The sequence below is a fragment of the Neobacillus sp. K501 genome, from assembly GCF_053749995.1.
Genome location: NZ_JBSLYA010000004.1, coordinates 54,686 through 70,407, shown reverse-complemented (window position 1 = coordinate 70,407; position 15,722 = coordinate 54,686). Strand labels below are relative to the sequence as shown.

The following is a 15,722-nucleotide window of genomic DNA, read 5'->3' as shown; positions in this document are numbered from 1 at the left end:
AAGCGGAAAGAACACAGTTAAAATGTCCTTTACGCTTTTCGCACTAGTCTGTCATAAACTTGTATCGCAGGATGGCTGCGAGTCCGGCGCCATGCTTGAATTCGCCGCTTTGAATAAGTGTCTTTAATTCCTGCATGGATAAAGTATGTAACTCAATTTGTTCGCTATTTTCCAACTTCTGCTGGGAAGCTATTAACCCTGCCGCCGCAAAAAGATAGATTTCCTCGGTTGTCGAACCAGGGGATGGATAAAAACTTCCTAATTCGAGCCAATGCTCTGCTACATATCCTGTTTCTTCCTCTAACTCTTTCTTAGCGGCTTCAATTGGTGGCAGTTCCTCCGAGTCCAGCATCCCCGCTGGAAGCTCCCATTCCCAGCTTTTGAGGGCATGTCGATATTGCTTTAAACAAATTACCTTTCCATCGTTTGTGATAGGGAGAACACAAACACCTTTTGAAAAATCTAAATAGGAAAAACTTTTACTATCTCCGTTTGGCAAAGACACTTCATCCAAGATAATCTGAAAACGATCAACTTTCTGTGTTGTAGAATGATTTATTTTCCATACCATATTTGACACCCCGCTGTTATGATTTCACTTTGAATCTGAGAACTGTTTTTCTTTTTTCAGGAACTGTTTTTCGAGGATCTGAAATATAAATTTCTCGATGTTGCTTTTCTGACCGTTGTAACCCCTTTTCCTTGCAAAACTCTTCCATAGCAAAGAAGGTTTGCGGTTCGTCATCATAGCTTCCGATATGCATACATTGTACACATAATCCCTCATTGATTTCTTCTAATAAGACTTCTTCATATAACCCGCCTGCAGTTTTTTTTAGGACAAGTGCCTTTGCATCAGACAACAAATCCTCTGTGACAAACTCCGGCTGACGAATCATTAGGGTATAGACGAAGTGATTTTTATCCAAATAATCGAGTTGTCGTCCTTCTTCATCTAAATCCCAATATCCTTCTAAAGGAAAAACGGTATATTCAAAATAACCTTCAGGTGTAATTCCTTTTTTCGGCATCATTCGAATCGTGTAGGAAAGCTTATATAAAGCCTCGACCCGTTCGGTGAATGCCTCTCCATTTGGATTTCCCGTGCCCTTTATCGTGAAGAACTTCATCTTTTGCACATCTAGTAATGTGGGGGATGTTTTAGGGAGATAGAGAGACTTATCCTGTTTCTTCCATTCGTATTTCATATGTCAACGCTCCAATCACAATATGGTTAGCTGTTATATATATAAGTATATGTAGAATTAAAAAACGTCAATAGAAATCCGCCTTTTTACAAACAATATTTGCCATTCTTCCTTTATAATAGTGACAAACGAGGAATTCTGGGGGTGTGTTTATGGATGGTCAATCGTTAAGCCAGGCATTGGTGAGGCTTTCTGGAGCTGATTTGCGGAAGGTCTATGCTTTATTATGTAAAACCAATCTTTTGCATTGGATTACAACCAAAACAAAGGATCTACTCTCTTCGAAAGAATCGAAACATTTTACCAAGCATTTGGAGGAAGAAGCGGAAAAGCTGCAGGGGAGAACGGATGAAGATATTCGGCTATCATTATTTCTAGAATTAACGAAAATGGCAAAATTAAAAGGCACCCGCTATGAATCGCAAAAGGAAATTGAAGATAAATGCCAGGAGATCGTTGACTGGGCTTTTATTCAATTTCAAAAAAGGGACAAGGATTTTCTATCGTTTTACGAAGAGAAACAGTGTACAAAACTAGAAGCGATGATTAACTGGCAAATTAAGCAGATTTTTAAAGAAAAGCAAACGAAGCTATCTGAGAAGGAAATATTCGAATTTGTTAACAATCTTCCTATTGATCGGCACCTGATGGTTAATCACCAAAATACTTCACTAAAAAAGCAATTGATGCCGATTGTGTTCATGCTTATTGTAATACCGTATTTTACAGATTCAGTATTAGCGCACTACGACCTAGACTTAATCGCAAATGAGTGGAGTTCAAGATTGAAGGATTACGAGAAGCTCCTTGATGAACTAAAAAGCATTGAAAGCGAGCAGGAAGTTATGAATGGAAAAATTCGCAATCTCGAACAGGAGCTGAAATTGAAGGAAAGGGAAAAAAGCAAGCGAGAGAACTCGATAGCGAGTCTGAAAGGAAATATTAAAATCCAATTCATTAAGGATAAAAATCGTCCTTATTTTAAGCTACTTTCAGATGATTTGGATATGTATCGAAAAGAAATTATTCTTCTAGAACGGAAAATGGTAAAGGAGAAAGGTAATATATCTGGTTTTTTAGGCTCGTTAAAAATCTCGCTTAAAACAAAAAATTACCAAACAGAGATTACTAGTCTGAGGAGGAAAATGGACTCGATCCATGATGAGATGGTCGATAAGATTATCCAGGGGAAGGTCGTTTATGCTCAAGATTATGTCATTCAAATTGGCGAGCTTCATTCAGAAGTAAATGAATTTCGTCGAGAGATTTCCTCCTTGCAACTTCAACTGTCTCGACAGTCTCAGAATTTATCTGATTTGAAAACAACAGAACATTCCATTCGAAAAAAAATAAAAGATACAGAGGCAGAGACGTACGGTTTGGAACATTTAGTTTTGGGATAATATGTAATTTTATGGGCTATTCTAGATTCTTTCGTAGAAAGATATACTAGTAAGGAGATTAACACGGAGGGGGTCATCATCATGAAACGTTTAGCGGTATTTTGTGGATCCAGTTTTGGCGCTTCCGAGGCTTATCGGCAGGGTGCGATTCAATTAGGAAAAGAATTAGCAAAACGGAGTATCACGCTTGTATACGGCGGTTCGAGTAATGGGCTGATGGGGGCAGTGGCGGATACGGTTCTGAGTGAGGGCGGACGGGCAATCGGTGTGTTACCTAAATTTTTGGAGGCTCGTGAAATCTCTCATAAAGGATTAACAGAGCTGCACACCGTAGAAACCATGCATGAGCGAAAAGCGAAAATGATGGATTTAGCCGATGGATTTATCGTATTGCCGGGCGGGACAGGGACGCTAGAAGAGTTTTTTGAAGTGTTCACCTGGGGGCAAATTGGTTTGCATCAAAAGCCGTGCGGCCTGCTCAATATTCAGCATTATTATGACCCGCTCATTCACTTATTTGAGCATATGATTGATCAGCAATTTTTACAAGAGAAATTCCGTTCGATGGCCATCATTGAAGAGCAGCCTGATCAATTAATTGAGCAATTTTTAAATTATACCCCTCCGACAATAAAAAGTTTTAACTAGCAGATACCCTGTTTGGAACCCTAAACAGGGTTTTTTTATCTTGATGAAAGAGGATGCAATTGTTCACCGACATTCATGTTGGTAACTATTCAATAATGTTGGTAACTAAACATTATTGAGTGCCACTTTACATTAGAGTTGGTAAATAGCGAGTTGTAATGTTTAAAAAATAATAAATCGGTAAGAATCATAGACGACTACAAATAAATGCTAGTTTTTAATAAAGGTCAAAATGTTTGGTGGTGTCCTTATATGAGTAATTCATTAATTCAGATAAAAAAATAACGAAACACCACAGCCCCCAGGGAAACCCCTGGGGGTTTCTTTGTGGTCCCCAAGAAAATATGAAGAAATTAGTTATATTGTTATTTTGGAAGAATGCAAAAAGTTATTTAATCAAATCATAGGATAGGATGGAGGAGAGAAAATGTGGAATTTTCCATTTTAATATATACTGACTAGTCTAAAAATCGAATTAAAATTTGATAAATTTGTTACATTTTCTTCATAATTATTCCATATTCTCGAAAAATACGTTGTTTTTTTACATAAATTTCTATAATCTTACATTAATAGGTTTGTTTCACTCTGTTTATTAACTGAACTAATAAAACTGATAGTACAATTTTTTACTATTATACTGTGAAAATTTCGAATCGAGGAAACACTATAATTCAATATGAATAACCTGTTGTTATTTTTCAAATAGGTAAGTACTTTTCTTGTTTTTAAATACAATAGGTAAAATTATTGGAATATTTGCATCCATTTGTAAGGGGGGTGAGCTTATAAAAAAATTCCTATTCTTGTTAATTCCAATTTTAGTATTAATTACTGTATTATTTATTTATTTTGATGATGGGAAACAAATGGAGGATGTAAATTTAGGTTATGCAGTAGATTTTGAATCTCAAAGTATGGAAGAATTTGAGGGACCATTAGACCTAGAGAAAGAAATTTTGGTTGAAGTAAATTATCAATATCCAAAAGATAACAAAAATGCAGAAAACATATCGAGAAAGTTGGTTGTAAGGAGCAAGGAAAATAAGGAAGTAGTATTTGAGAAGAAATGGGAAGAGGATGCTGAAACAACTGGGTATGACTTTCCACTAGATACTACTAAATTCACTAAGGGCAAATACAATGTTGAACTTTACAAAAATAATAAGCTGATAAAAGAAAAAACGTTTGAATTTAATTGATTATAAAGGAGAAAACAACAAAGTATGAAAAAGTTTAAGAGTTTACTAATTTTAATCTCATTTGTAACATTATTCTTTAGTAATGTAGCTAATGCTGAATCACCGGATACGGGCACTTTAACAGGAAGTGTAACAAGTATTATTACCTTAAACAAAGAACAAGTTGAACCAACGAAAGAAATGTATGAAGAAAATATTGACGAGGCAGTAACAGAAGAATTACCAGAAGAACTTGAAATTGCAGATGAAGAAGGAAATGAAACAGAAATAAAGGAAATCCAACAGCTGATGGATGGAATTAATGAAAACGGGAGTGAAATCCTATTTGTTGATGAGACTAATGAATCAAAAATTGAAACACAACTACCCGATCTAAACGTAAAGATTGATGAATTTGAAGTTTCCACAGATGAAAATGGTAATTTTCAAATCCCTGGAATACCTACAGGAACCTATAATCTGTATGTAACTTTTGAAGACAGTATCATTACAACACAAGTAGTAGAAATAAAAAATGGCGAAAATCAATTTGACATTGAGTTGAATTTATCTGGAAAAGCGTTTTTTGAGGGATCTCAAATTATGTCTGAAAAAATGATGACTTCAGATGAGGTTGGAGAAGCATCAACAACTTACTATTCTACTAAGCCGATTGGAAGCACGGTAGGAAGTGGTATGGGAACAATGAAAATCATAGCAGGTAATAATATTGTTGGTTGTAATAAAGCAGCAAATTCACTTTCTGACTCAAGTAAGTTCCCATTGAATAGTTCTGATTGCGCAGTTGCAATAGCTCGTGGAACTTCATATGCAGGAAATCCAACAGTATTCTTTTACTGGAAAAAGAACTACGTATGCTACATTGAGTCTATTCAAAGTGCACTTGATAAAATGGGTGAAAATTCAGGATCAAATGTCTACTGTAATGGTAAGAAAAAAAGTGACGGTCATTACAATTGTTCATGGTTTAGAGATCATTCAGAAAGACTTCATACTCATTAAAAGGGGTTGAAAGAGGTACTTTGATAAGTACCTCTTTATAAATGGAACTAGAATGATGAATAAAAGACTTATAGTAATTCTATTAATTGCTCTATCTTTGTCAAGTTTAGTTATTTATTCAAAAAATAGTATAACATCTAAAAGGTTTTCTCAAAAAACGAATTTGATGCTAAACAGTAAAACATATGACCTACTTGTCAAAGAAAAAGGTATTGTCTTAACTCCCGAGATCATTAAAAAGATGGTAGGTTTAGAGGAAAATTATCAATTAATGAACCAAGCTAGTGAAAAGGTTAAACCTGTTGCAGTAGCAGTTTTAGACTCAGGTGTATATCCTCATGAGGATCTAACTATACCCTTAAATAAAATAATTGCTTTTAAAGATTTTGTTAATAATTATGCTGAGCCCTATGACGATTATGGACATGGTACTTTTATATCAGGTCTCATTGCAGGGGAAGGTCCTAACTACAAAGGAATTTTTCCTAAGGCGAACATAGTTGGGGTGAAAGTGCTAAATAACGTCGGAGAAGGTTCTCTTTTTAATACAATTAATGGAATTAATTGGGTGATACAAAATAAAGAAAAATATAACATAAAAGTTATTAATATATCCTATGGTTTTGATAAATTAAGTTCTAATGCCATAGATGCTTTAGAAAGTGCAATAACTAAAGCAGACGAAGCAGGGTTAGTAATTGTTAGTTCAGTTGGTAATAAGGATGTAAAAGATGCTATGAAATTAAACGATCGGCCGATATATCCTTCAGCATTTGATAGAGTTATTTCTGTTGGGGCCATGGATTATGTGACAAATAGCTCTGTTTTTTCATCCTATTCTTATAAGATAGCACCTTATACAATTACTTTTAAGAATAAAATGATGGCACTCAAACCTGACTTTATTCTTCCAGGGACAAAAATCCTCTCTTTAAGCTCGGATAGTGAATATCTACCTAGTTACGATTTAGATTTAAATAATAAATATAAAGTTGAAAGTGGATCTTCACTGTCAGCTGCTATCCTATCTGGAGTAATAGCTAAATTGTTTGAGCAGTTCCCTAGTAAAAGTAATATAGAAATTAAAGCGATAGTTTTGAGAAACAGAGATCCCATTATTAATTATTATATTGCTAAACAGAAACAGTATTTGAACCTCGAAGAAGGAATAGGTGAATAGATTGAAAAAGCCCATTTTAATTTTTATACTTTTAATTATTTTTCTAGTTGGGTGTAATGATAATAGTAAAACAGCTTTTGCATTGAAGGGACAGGACATTGAAGCTTCACATAAATATATAAATGGAGAGTTAGAGGGAACCATAAAAATTCCTAGTCAATACGAAAAGGATGGATTCCAAATTAAAACGGATTTATATATGGCAGAAGAAAAGGAAGAAATAAAAGACATCAAATTAGAAAGTTATGAAAATAAGTATATTTTTAAAAGTAAACTTCCATCTGAAGGGAGATGGAATATACAATACACCATCAAGTATAAGGAACAAACCCTTATAAAGAACTATACCGATGTTTTTGGTGAAAAGAAGATTGATCTTGATGAAATAGAGTACTTAAAAATTGTGACGGAACCTGAAACAATTACTCCAAATGAAGAGGTAAATTTCCTAGTGTCACTATTAAATGAAGATGGTGGAATAATTAAAAATAGTGAAGTTATTCTCCAGCTGGAAAAAGATGATATTGAATTTATAGATTCTCTACAAATGGAAGAAAATGATAAAGGTATATATGAAGTAAAGACAAAATTACCTGAAAACGGAATATATAAAATGACTATCCATATTAACTATATTAAAGGTCACAAAATGGAGTCAATGGAATTAATTGTTGGAAAAAATGAAGAGAAAGAGTCATAGAATTACTAAAATATATCTAATTAATTAAAACATACTATCGGATAAAAAGTTTTGAACACCTAGCTAGGTGGAGGAAGTGAAAAAACTAAACGAACGGGTGCTTATGGTTTATTAGACTGTAATAATAAAAATTAAAATGAATCTAAAATTAAAATATGGTTACCAACATTATTCGAACTATATTTACTAGGGTTTAAAATTGGTTACCAACTTAAAAGTATATTAAAAGTATATACGGAAACCCGTTAATCCTTGATGTTAACGGTTTTTCTAGTTACTAACATTAATGTCGGTAACCACAATCATCGAAAGAATATAGTATTTTAGATGAGAGCTAAAAAATGGATTGGAGAAGATAAACAGATGTCAACTTTACCAAACTGCCCGAAGTGTAACTCGGAGTATACATACGAGGATGGAAGCCTGTTGATTTGTCCGGAATGCGGCCATGAATGGACTCTAGTGGCTGATTCGACGAGTGAGGAAAGCAAAGTTTATAAAGATGCAAATGGAAATATCTTAAATGATGGTGATACCGTATCGGTTATTAAAGACTTGAAGGTAAAAGGCAGTTCCTCTGTGTTAAAAATGGGAACGAAAGTAAAGAATATTCGCTTGGTTGAAGGCGACCATGATATTGATTGCAAAATCGACGGCTTCGGAGCAATGAAACTGAAATCAGAATTTGTTAAGAAAATATAAACAAAAAAGCTTGAGGATCTTCTCGTCTCCTCAAGCTTTATTTCATATTAGAACGCGCCTGACCCTCCTCCTCCACCTGTTCCCCCGCTGCTAGAGCTTGAGCCGCTGCTGTTACTAGAGATGGAAGTTGTTTCGTTTGCAGAATGAAAGCTAGAATTAGCGTATGAACTTGCATAGATAATCGTGTAGGCTGTTGTATTCTCTTGATATGGAGTAAACGCCTCCACCAGCTCATCGTTCTTCTTCCTTACGGTTTTATCACTGACTCCAAGACCGTAAATATAAGCACGCATGCGGTCATCTTCGGACCATTGTTCCCACTCTTCTTGTGGAATTTCACGAAAACGTTTCTTAAACTCTTTCCATTCGAAAGCCATTCGTGTACCTTCCAATGTCTTTGGCCGGTAGGCGATGGCGTAAATGATCACGGTTATAAACAAAAGCAGTACAGCAAAAAAAGCCCCAAGTAGTTCGTAAATTAAGAAAAGGATACCAAACGGAAGTAAGATTATACTAGAAAGACCAAGAAGTAAGCGGAATTTTGTTTTCTTTTCATAGAATTGATGACTATCAAATTCCTCTTTTACCGCCTGTCTCCATTCAACTTGGAATTTTTGGTAATTTGAGTGGTTCTTCTTAAACTTGGTAAAGGTGGATAAATCGGCAAAGTTAAACCGATTTCCCTTACCAATTTTTCCAAACAGCCATTTCATCAATACATTTTCATGCTTCAATGGGCTAGTTCGACCTGTGCGCTGGTAGTCATCATCAGAAGTTTTACTCACATATCCCTGGCGAATTAAATCGAGAAAGGCAGCAGCCATAGCCTGTGGCGGCAGGTATTTATGATTTGAAAAATGAATCGTTGCCGGCAAACTCATGATTTGTTTTGGTAAGGTAAGGAATTCCAGGCCGCCTTCACGGAGGAGATCTGCACGTTTTATCCTTGCCTTCAGCCAATTACCCATCATTAACAAAAGTAGAATGCTTGAGAATGCTGGTATTCCAATCGCAGCAATCGTTGACAATCTTTCCTTTGCGGCCGCATCGGCTTCTGCTTGCGCGAGGAGTTCATTTTCTGCCTCAATAATCTCCGCCTTCATCATTTTATCTGAAGTTTGCGTGGCTGCTGGGAATAGCTCCCTATTATACGCCACACGAATATCCCCGTTCGTACCGCTTGGAACCTCTCCTAGCTGAAAACGTACGCTTCCGTCTTCCTGTATCTTTTCAGTATGGAAGGCTTCGTCATATCCAAAAGCAATGACATCTTCTGATGGATCAGGCGGATGAATCGTAATCGAAAGATTTTCATAGGTTGATTCATTTCTGCTATCAAAAAACGGCCAATAAAATTGAGCTACATCCTTGTAGATCTCGATGCCATTTTCGATTAAATAATGAAGGGTTACCGTAATGGATTCATCTTCACCTTTTCGATGAATCTTATAAAGGCCGTCTTCTTCTTCGACTCTTAAGGAATTCCTATTTTCATCAGCCGAAAACTCTGTGATGCCGGCTCCTTCTTTGGGGATCACTTCACGGGTGATGCCATTGAAATCCCCCTCAAACTCATATGTATGCGTTTCTTCCACTTTAACCGTTCCGTCCGTTTGCAGAAAGGCGTCTATCTTTACTTTAGTAATTGAAAACTCCACTGCCAAACTTTGCTGTGGGAAAATGAATAACAAAGCAACCATAATAAAACTAGTCAGCCATTTCTTCAAATCAGTCACCTCTTTTCTTAGAGGTAATACGAAAAAATGGGTGAACAGGTTTCAACTAATATATTATTATTTTGTTCTTAATCACGTACATTTTTTGTCCGTATCAGTCGAAAGAGGGTATGGGTTGTCATTTAATGACTGAATTTTTGGATAACTATTGCATACGGTGTAATATTAATATTGGTAAAATATTAGGTAGGTAGGTTTGTCCAAAATGGAAGATTACTATTAACAAAATAACAGAGAATTGGATAAATGAGGGATGATGTTATGGAAAGATTAATAGTTTCGCAAAATAATAAATTCGCACAATATCAATCGATTCAAGCTGCCATTAATGCTGCTAGCCCAGGGGCGATCATCTGCATTGATCCTGGCATATATTACGAAAAACTATTCGTTAATAAGAACATTGAGTTAGTAGGAAATGGTACACCTGAACAAATCATTGTAGAAAGTCAGAGAGAAGCATGTGTATTTGTCGATTCAAGCGCTGCAAAGCTTACCAATATCACGTTTAAAGGAACAGGGGAAGCAAATCAATTTGGCGCTCAGCTGCATAAAGGAGAAATCTTTGTTAAAAACTGTGTTTTTTCGTCGAGCGGTACGGGTGTTTATATTGCTGATGCGACAAGTCCTGCGGTGTTTGAGAAATGTTTGTTTCATCACAGCAAATGGGGACTAGCTGTCGGCAACGGGGTTAACTGTAAACTTATGGATAGTACGATAACCGCAAACTCTGAAGGGGGAATTAAGGCGGGAGTCGATTCCAATCCGTTATTTCAACAGACAAAAATTACTCATAATCGCTTAGGGGCATTTTTTGCCGAGAAAGCCAATGGCACGCTCGACCAATGTCAGTTTTCTCGAAATCAAATAGGTGTGCAGATTACCCATTATTCGGCACCGATTTTCAATGGCTGCCGTTTTGATCGTAATGAACTCCATATTGATCTTAACCATAAAGGAATCGGGATTATTCATAACTGCCGGATCTCAGGTGGGGATGTTGGAATTAGAGCCAGGAATCAAGGACATGCGAATATTACCGAAACGACAATGGAAGCGATGAAAAAGCAGAATGTGTGGCTAGCTGGTAGCACGATTCAGGTGAAAGATAGCAGGCTCAAGCAAGCTCCTGTTGGCGTTTATGTAAAAAATGCCCTGCAAAGCCGGATTGAAAATACCACCTTTACCAAGCATGGTGAGGCAGGAATTATGCTGGAAGATGAAAACGATGTGCAAATCAAAGACTGTCAAATTATCGAAGCGGATTGCGGTGTCTGTTTCCAAAAGCAGGCAACTGGTGAGTTGGCAGGTACACTGATTGAAGCTAGTGCGATTTCGGGAATCGCCATTATTGATGGCAGTAATCCGAAAATTAGCGATTGTACGGTGAAAAATGGGCAGCGGATGGGGTTATTAGTGTGGAGTGGAAAAGGTAAAGTCACGAATTGTCATTTTATTAATAATACCCTTGAACATGTCTATGAAGAAGGAGAAAATCAGCTCCAGCTCCAAAACTGTTCTTATCAGGACAACGATGTGGAAAGCGAAGAGTTTATTCAGTCAGAGAAACCACCTGGCAACGAGGAGACAATGGAGTCGGTATTAGCCGAGCTGCATTCATATATTGGCTTAGACAAGATAAAGAACCGGGTAGCGGACCTTATTGATTTTGATACGTATTCCAAAGAACGAACTGCGGCTGGTGTTGCTTCTGTACCGATCCTACGTCATCATAGCATATTCTTAGGGAAGCCAGGGACGGGAAAAACAACTGTGGCCAGACTAATGGGCAAGATTTTTTATCATCTTGGTCTGTTAAAAAAGGGACATATCGTGGAAGTAGATCGCTCAGCTTTAGTGGGTGAGTATGTCGGTCAGACGACAAGGAAAACCAATAAGGCGATCGATAAGGCAAAGGGCGGGGTACTGTTTATTGATGAAGCCTATACGTTGATTAAGCTAGGTTCAGCCAATGATTTCGGCAAAGAAGCTCTCGAGCTCATTTTGAAAAGAATGGAAGACGAACAGTCGTTTATTGTGATAGCAGCTGGTTATCAGGAAGAAATGCAAACCTTTATCGAAGCAAACCCGGGATTAAAGGATCGATTTAAAAACCAGTTTTATTTCGATGATTTTACCCCTGATCAGCTCTTGCAAATATTTGAAAAAATGCTGGTGGAGGAAGAGTACGCAACCACCTATCCGAAGGAAAGCATTTTACAGGAATTTACCGATTTATACCGAAAAAGGGACCGAACCTTTGGGAATGCTCGAATGGTTCGAACGTTTTTTGAAGAGGTCAAAATGAATCATGCAAAGCGCTGTGTCCGTCTTGATTCAAATGAAAGAACCTTTAAGGCTCTAACGACGATTACAGACGATGATATTGAACCACTACTCCAGAAAAATAACTTGCAGCAAACGGTTCAAATACCAGTCAATGAGGACCGGTTAACAGGGCTGGTTGGGCAGCTTCAGTCGCTGATCGGTTTAGAAAAAGTCAAGCGAGAAGTGAGGGATATCATTAAACTCGTAAAATATTATAAGGAAGAAGGACTTGATTACACGGGTAAGTTCATCCCACATAGTGTTTTTTTAGGAAATCCGGGGACAGGAAAAACAACGGTTGCCCGGTTGTTGAGCCAAATCTATGAGGCCCTCGGGATTCTTCCAGTTGGTGACCTAATAGAGACATCGCGCGAGGATTTGGTTGCCGGTTACGTCGGGCAAACCGCGATAAAAACGACGGAGGTTGTGAACCTGTCGATAGGAAGTACGCTGTTTATTGATGAGGCCTATTCATTATCCAAAAAGGAACAGCCAGCAGATTTTGGTCAAGAAGCAATTGATACGATTCTCAAACGGATGGAGGACGACCGCGGAAAGTTCGTGCTGATAGCGGCTGGATATACAGAGGAAATGGTTGGTTTTCTCAGGTCCAATCCTGGGCTTAACTCACGGTTTGGACAAGTGATCCTGTTTGAGGATTATACTCCGGAGGAGTTACTTAAAATTGCAGAAAGTATCGCTAGCAAAGCAGATTTTTGTATCGATGAACCGGTGTTAATGGATCTACTTGGTTACTTTGAAGAGCAATATCGAAAAAGAGACCGCTATTTTAGTAATGCTAGATTTGTCAGGAATATCATTGAAACGACGATAAAAAATGCCACGCTTCGTATCGCTGACATGCCAAAAGAGCTCCGAGGCAGCAAGAATGTGATTGAACGTATCGACTTACCTTTTAGTAAAAATTTCGTTTAAGGGAAGGGGGGAAATCGTGTGCTATTTATCTATGATACGGTTCTCGAACAAATCAAAAAAGATATCGGCAGCGATCGTCCGGAACGGGGAGGAGCGCTGTTAGGTGAACCAGGGAATGAGATTGTCAGCAAATTTATTTTTGACCCGACGGCGCAAACAACTGCTTCTAGCTATTCTCCTTCCCGCAGATTGAATCAGTTGGTAAAAGAGACCGAAGTGAGTGAAGGGCTTGAGTATAAAGGAATTATTCATTCCCACCCAGGGAAATTCGATCAGCCTTCGGGCCAGGATCTTTCTGAATTAAGCACAGGGCTTAAGTTGAATCCGCATATGCCTTATTATCTCGTCCCGATTGTTACGCTAAATAATATCGACCGTTTAGAGGCCCATGAGCTTGCGATTGGAAAAATGAAAATATCCTTTTTTGCCGGCTATCGGAATAAGGAGTTAGAGTCTGATGACACGAATATTGAGACTCAACAGGACGATATTTTATTACGAAAAATGATGGTGCAAACCATCCCTAAACGACAGTTAACAAGTGATATCGAAGCTCTTTGTCGTAGGAAGGCAGGTTTGAGAAATCCGCAGGTGTTCCTTGTGTATCAGGAATTTCAGCCGATGATAGCCTGTACGCTAGAAATGGAGGATCGCTTCGATTTACTGATGGTCGTTGATTCTCGCTATCCAGACTGTAAGCCTAGTATTCTTGTGACCTATAAGGATGGGAGTCAAAACGAATTTCAGCCTGATTGGTCCGATTCATTTATTCAAAACATGGACAAGCTCCTTTCCTCTCTCATCGATGATAGTGAAGAGGCACTGAATCAAGTAAACAAGGAAATCGCTACTGTCCCGGTGAATTCACCGATACAAAAGAGATCTACACAACAGCGAGCAAGGATTTTCCATCGGTTAAAACGACGGAGGGTGAGGGCTTCCCAACCTTCTAGGAGACATCGCGCACGGAAATCTAATATAAGTGATGAAATGCGATTCCTCGTAGAAACGAATGGGACCAAGCTGATTACCCATATAAGCCGTCATCATTATGAGGAATCCAGCCATTTATCCCTATCAAAATTATTACTTTCTACTAATATCAAAGCGGAGGAGGAAATCTAGATGTCCCAGCAGGTGGATCTGAACAAGTTACGCCAAACGATTTTAGCTAGTCAAAATAAAAAGGAAGCGTTACCAGCTGATAAAGATCGAAAAGTGATGGTGACGAAAGAAGGGAAAATTGTCGCTGGCGGCGATGCCCATAGCAAAAGTCAGAAGCAATTATCGGAGGTTCATCAAGGCGTATTTGCGCAGTCAAGAATCGAGGCCGAAAAAAAGGTCGTTAAGGAAAAGTTTCCCGGCAACACTCAAATGCTTGAAGTAGATGGGATTCACGGCTGGTATTATTCATTTAAAGATGAATTTACACGGCTTTATAAAATGTATGCCTATTTTGATGGCACGGCTTATCAAGTGAAGGTAGTTTATCCAGAGGTGGAGGGGAGATACAAAAGTGTTCATGCCTGTCATTTGTATTCCGATGGACGAATTTGTTTTGGCAACCAATATGGCGGTGGCCTGCCCTCACTAGAAAAGGCTTATGCCAAATCAGTTCTTTGGGCAAATGGCTTTACCATTTTTGAAAATACAAAGTTATATCCATTTTCAACAAACAATTTGTAGAACGGAGGGATAGCAATGGATGGAGATAGACAGTCTATTCTTTCGGATCAAGTTAAAAATGAAATACTGGACGGCCTCTTTTCGCGTACGCTTGGTGTTCTTACTAAAGATATTTTGACAAAACATGTTCTTGTTGTCGGGATTGGCTCCGTCGGTTCCTATATTTCCGAACAGCTAATCCGCAGTGGTGTTGGACAGCTTACTGCGATCGACCCTGATATCGTAGAATATTCGAATCTATCCAGAACTATTTTTACCCTTCATGATGTTGGAAAGCCAAAAGTGGAGGGGCTATCCCACAAGCTCCATCAGATTCATCCAACGCTGAAGCTGCAAACCTATCAGCAAGATATTCATGATTTTGACGCAGTATCGTTAAAGGAGATTTTTACACAAGCGGATGTGGTCGTGGCGGCAACGGATGATCCCGGGGCTCAGCGAGTAATCAATCGCTTTGCCTATGGGACCGGAAAGCCGGCGGTATTTGTTGGTCTTTATCAGGGGGCTGAAGGAGGCGAGGTTATTTTAAGCATTCCAGAAAAAACAGCCTGTTATCAGTGCAGTACATCGATTCGACATGAATTGGAACAAAATGCTGGCAAGGTGGCAGTCAAGACAGACTACGGAACAGGGAAATTAGAGGGAGTCATTGCGCTTGCAGCGGACATTCACCATGTCTCAAGTGCAGCCGTGAAGATGATTTTATCCTTGCTCGTCCCTGAGGAATCCAATGTGAAATTAAAAGGGTTCGTATCGGAGGCCATCGATAAGGAGTTTACCTATCTCACCTTTTCGATGAAGGATCAATATTGGTTTTATCCTCATCTCTTTGATGGTGTTCCGGGGCAGCATGCTTATCAAAGTGTCTGGCTGACGCCGACACGAAAAGAGGATTGCCCGATTTGCGGAAAGGTCGAGGAGCGAACCGGTTTAACCTTAGCCCCCGTTACCACTCCTTCTGCCGAAAGTATTCGAAAGGCGTTTACGTAAC

14 protein-coding genes are annotated in these 15,722 nt (G+C 38.3%); 11 read left to right on the top strand and 3 right to left on the bottom strand.

What is annotated here, in order from left to right:
• Positions 1–43: 43 nt before the first annotated feature.
• Together ACWM35_RS11100 and ACWM35_RS11095 are read right to left on the bottom strand one after the other, a co-directional pair.
• Positions 44–571 (bottom strand): NUDIX hydrolase, encoded by a 528-nt coding sequence (locus ACWM35_RS11100; RefSeq protein WP_454818312.1) that lies wholly within the window; start codon positions 569–571, stop codon positions 44–46.
• A gap of 16 nt (positions 572–587) precedes the next feature.
• Positions 588–1,208 (bottom strand): GyrI-like domain-containing protein, encoded by a 621-nt coding sequence (locus tag ACWM35_RS11095; protein ID WP_454818310.1) that lies wholly within the window; start codon positions 1,206–1,208, stop codon positions 588–590.
• A gap of 152 nt (positions 1,209–1,360) precedes the next feature.
• Here ACWM35_RS11095 and ACWM35_RS11090 point away from each other — a divergent pair, with 152 nt between their 5' ends.
• The 7 genes from ACWM35_RS11090 (at position 1,361) to ACWM35_RS11060 (ending at position 8,045) form a co-directional block, all read left to right on the top strand.
• Positions 1,361–2,611: a hypothetical protein gene (locus ACWM35_RS11090; protein ID WP_454818308.1), complete on the top strand. Its 1,251-nt coding sequence runs from the start codon at positions 1,361–1,363 to the stop codon at positions 2,609–2,611.
• Positions 2,612–2,692: 81 nt separating this feature from the next.
• Positions 2,693–3,259: an LOG family protein gene (locus ACWM35_RS11085; RefSeq protein ID WP_454818306.1), complete on the top strand. Its 567-nt coding sequence runs from the start codon at positions 2,693–2,695 to the stop codon at positions 3,257–3,259.
• Between the two features lie 722 nt (positions 3,260–3,981).
• Complete coding sequence (locus ACWM35_RS11080) at positions 3,982–4,461, top strand: hypothetical protein (protein ID WP_454818304.1); 480 nt, start codon at positions 3,982–3,984, stop codon at positions 4,459–4,461.
• A 24-nt stretch (positions 4,462–4,485) separates the two neighbouring features.
• Positions 4,486–5,463, top strand: coding sequence for a hypothetical protein (locus ACWM35_RS11075; protein ID WP_454818302.1), 978 nt, complete (start codon positions 4,486–4,488; stop codon positions 5,461–5,463).
• 55 nt (positions 5,464–5,518) lie between these two features.
• Positions 5,519–6,643: a S8 family serine peptidase gene (locus tag ACWM35_RS11070; RefSeq protein ID WP_454818300.1), complete on the top strand. Its 1,125-nt coding sequence runs from the start codon at positions 5,519–5,521 to the stop codon at positions 6,641–6,643.
• Position 6,644: 1 nt separating this feature from the next.
• Positions 6,645–7,343 (top strand): hypothetical protein, encoded by a 699-nt coding sequence (locus tag ACWM35_RS11065; protein ID WP_454818298.1) that lies wholly within the window; start codon positions 6,645–6,647, stop codon positions 7,341–7,343.
• 363 nt (positions 7,344–7,706) lie between these two features.
• Positions 7,707–8,045, top strand: a complete 339-nt coding sequence (locus ACWM35_RS11060) for a zinc ribbon domain-containing protein YjdM (RefSeq protein ID WP_454818296.1) — start codon at positions 7,707–7,709, stop codon at positions 8,043–8,045.
• 47 nt (positions 8,046–8,092) lie between these two features.
• Here the strand turns inward: ACWM35_RS11060 and ACWM35_RS11055 are convergent, their stop codons facing one another.
• A complete protein-coding gene (locus ACWM35_RS11055) occupies positions 8,093–9,772 on the bottom strand; it encodes a DUF2207 domain-containing protein (protein WP_454818294.1) in 1,680 nt (559 codons plus the stop codon).
• A gap of 270 nt (positions 9,773–10,042) precedes the next feature.
• Here ACWM35_RS11055 and ACWM35_RS11050 point away from each other — a divergent pair, with 270 nt between their 5' ends.
• From ACWM35_RS11050 to ACWM35_RS11035, 4 genes are read left to right on the top strand one after another with little or no spacing between them, the layout of a single operon-like run.
• Positions 10,043–13,045, top strand: a complete 3,003-nt coding sequence (locus ACWM35_RS11050; protein ID WP_454818292.1) for a right-handed parallel beta-helix repeat-containing protein — start codon at positions 10,043–10,045, stop codon at positions 13,043–13,045.
• Between the two features lie 18 nt (positions 13,046–13,063).
• Positions 13,064–14,170 (top strand): Mov34/MPN/PAD-1 family protein, encoded by a 1,107-nt coding sequence (locus ACWM35_RS11045; protein WP_454818290.1) that lies wholly within the window; start codon positions 13,064–13,066, stop codon positions 14,168–14,170.
• Positions 14,171–14,731: a hypothetical protein gene (locus ACWM35_RS11040; RefSeq protein ID WP_454818288.1), complete on the top strand. Its 561-nt coding sequence runs from the start codon at positions 14,171–14,173 to the stop codon at positions 14,729–14,731.
• A gap of 15 nt (positions 14,732–14,746) precedes the next feature.
• Positions 14,747–15,721 (top strand): HesA/MoeB/ThiF family protein, encoded by a 975-nt coding sequence (locus ACWM35_RS11035; protein WP_454818287.1) that lies wholly within the window; start codon positions 14,747–14,749, stop codon positions 15,719–15,721.
• Position 15,722: the final 1 nt, after the last annotated feature.

Coding starts and splice junctions, on each gene's coding strand:
- ACWM35_RS11100 (WP_454818312.1), bottom strand. CDS start 571: ATGGTATGGAAAATAAATCATTCTACAACACAGAAAGTTGATCGTTTT.
- ACWM35_RS11095 (WP_454818310.1), bottom strand. CDS start 1,208: ATGAAATACGAATGGAAGAAACAGGATAAGTCTCTCTATCTCCCTAAA.
- ACWM35_RS11090 (WP_454818308.1), top strand. CDS start 1,361: ATGGATGGTCAATCGTTAAGCCAGGCATTGGTGAGGCTTTCTGGAGCT.
- ACWM35_RS11085 (WP_454818306.1), top strand. CDS start 2,693: ATGAAACGTTTAGCGGTATTTTGTGGATCCAGTTTTGGCGCTTCCGAG.
- ACWM35_RS11075 (WP_454818302.1), top strand. CDS start 4,486: ATGAAAAAGTTTAAGAGTTTACTAATTTTAATCTCATTTGTAACATTA.
- ACWM35_RS11070 (WP_454818300.1), top strand. CDS start 5,519: ATGAATAAAAGACTTATAGTAATTCTATTAATTGCTCTATCTTTGTCA.
- ACWM35_RS11060 (WP_454818296.1), top strand. CDS start 7,707: ATGTCAACTTTACCAAACTGCCCGAAGTGTAACTCGGAGTATACATAC.
- ACWM35_RS11050 (WP_454818292.1), top strand. CDS start 10,043: ATGGAAAGATTAATAGTTTCGCAAAATAATAAATTCGCACAATATCAA.
- ACWM35_RS11040 (WP_454818288.1), top strand. CDS start 14,171: ATGTCCCAGCAGGTGGATCTGAACAAGTTACGCCAAACGATTTTAGCT.
- ACWM35_RS11035 (WP_454818287.1), top strand. CDS start 14,747: ATGGATGGAGATAGACAGTCTATTCTTTCGGATCAAGTTAAAAATGAA.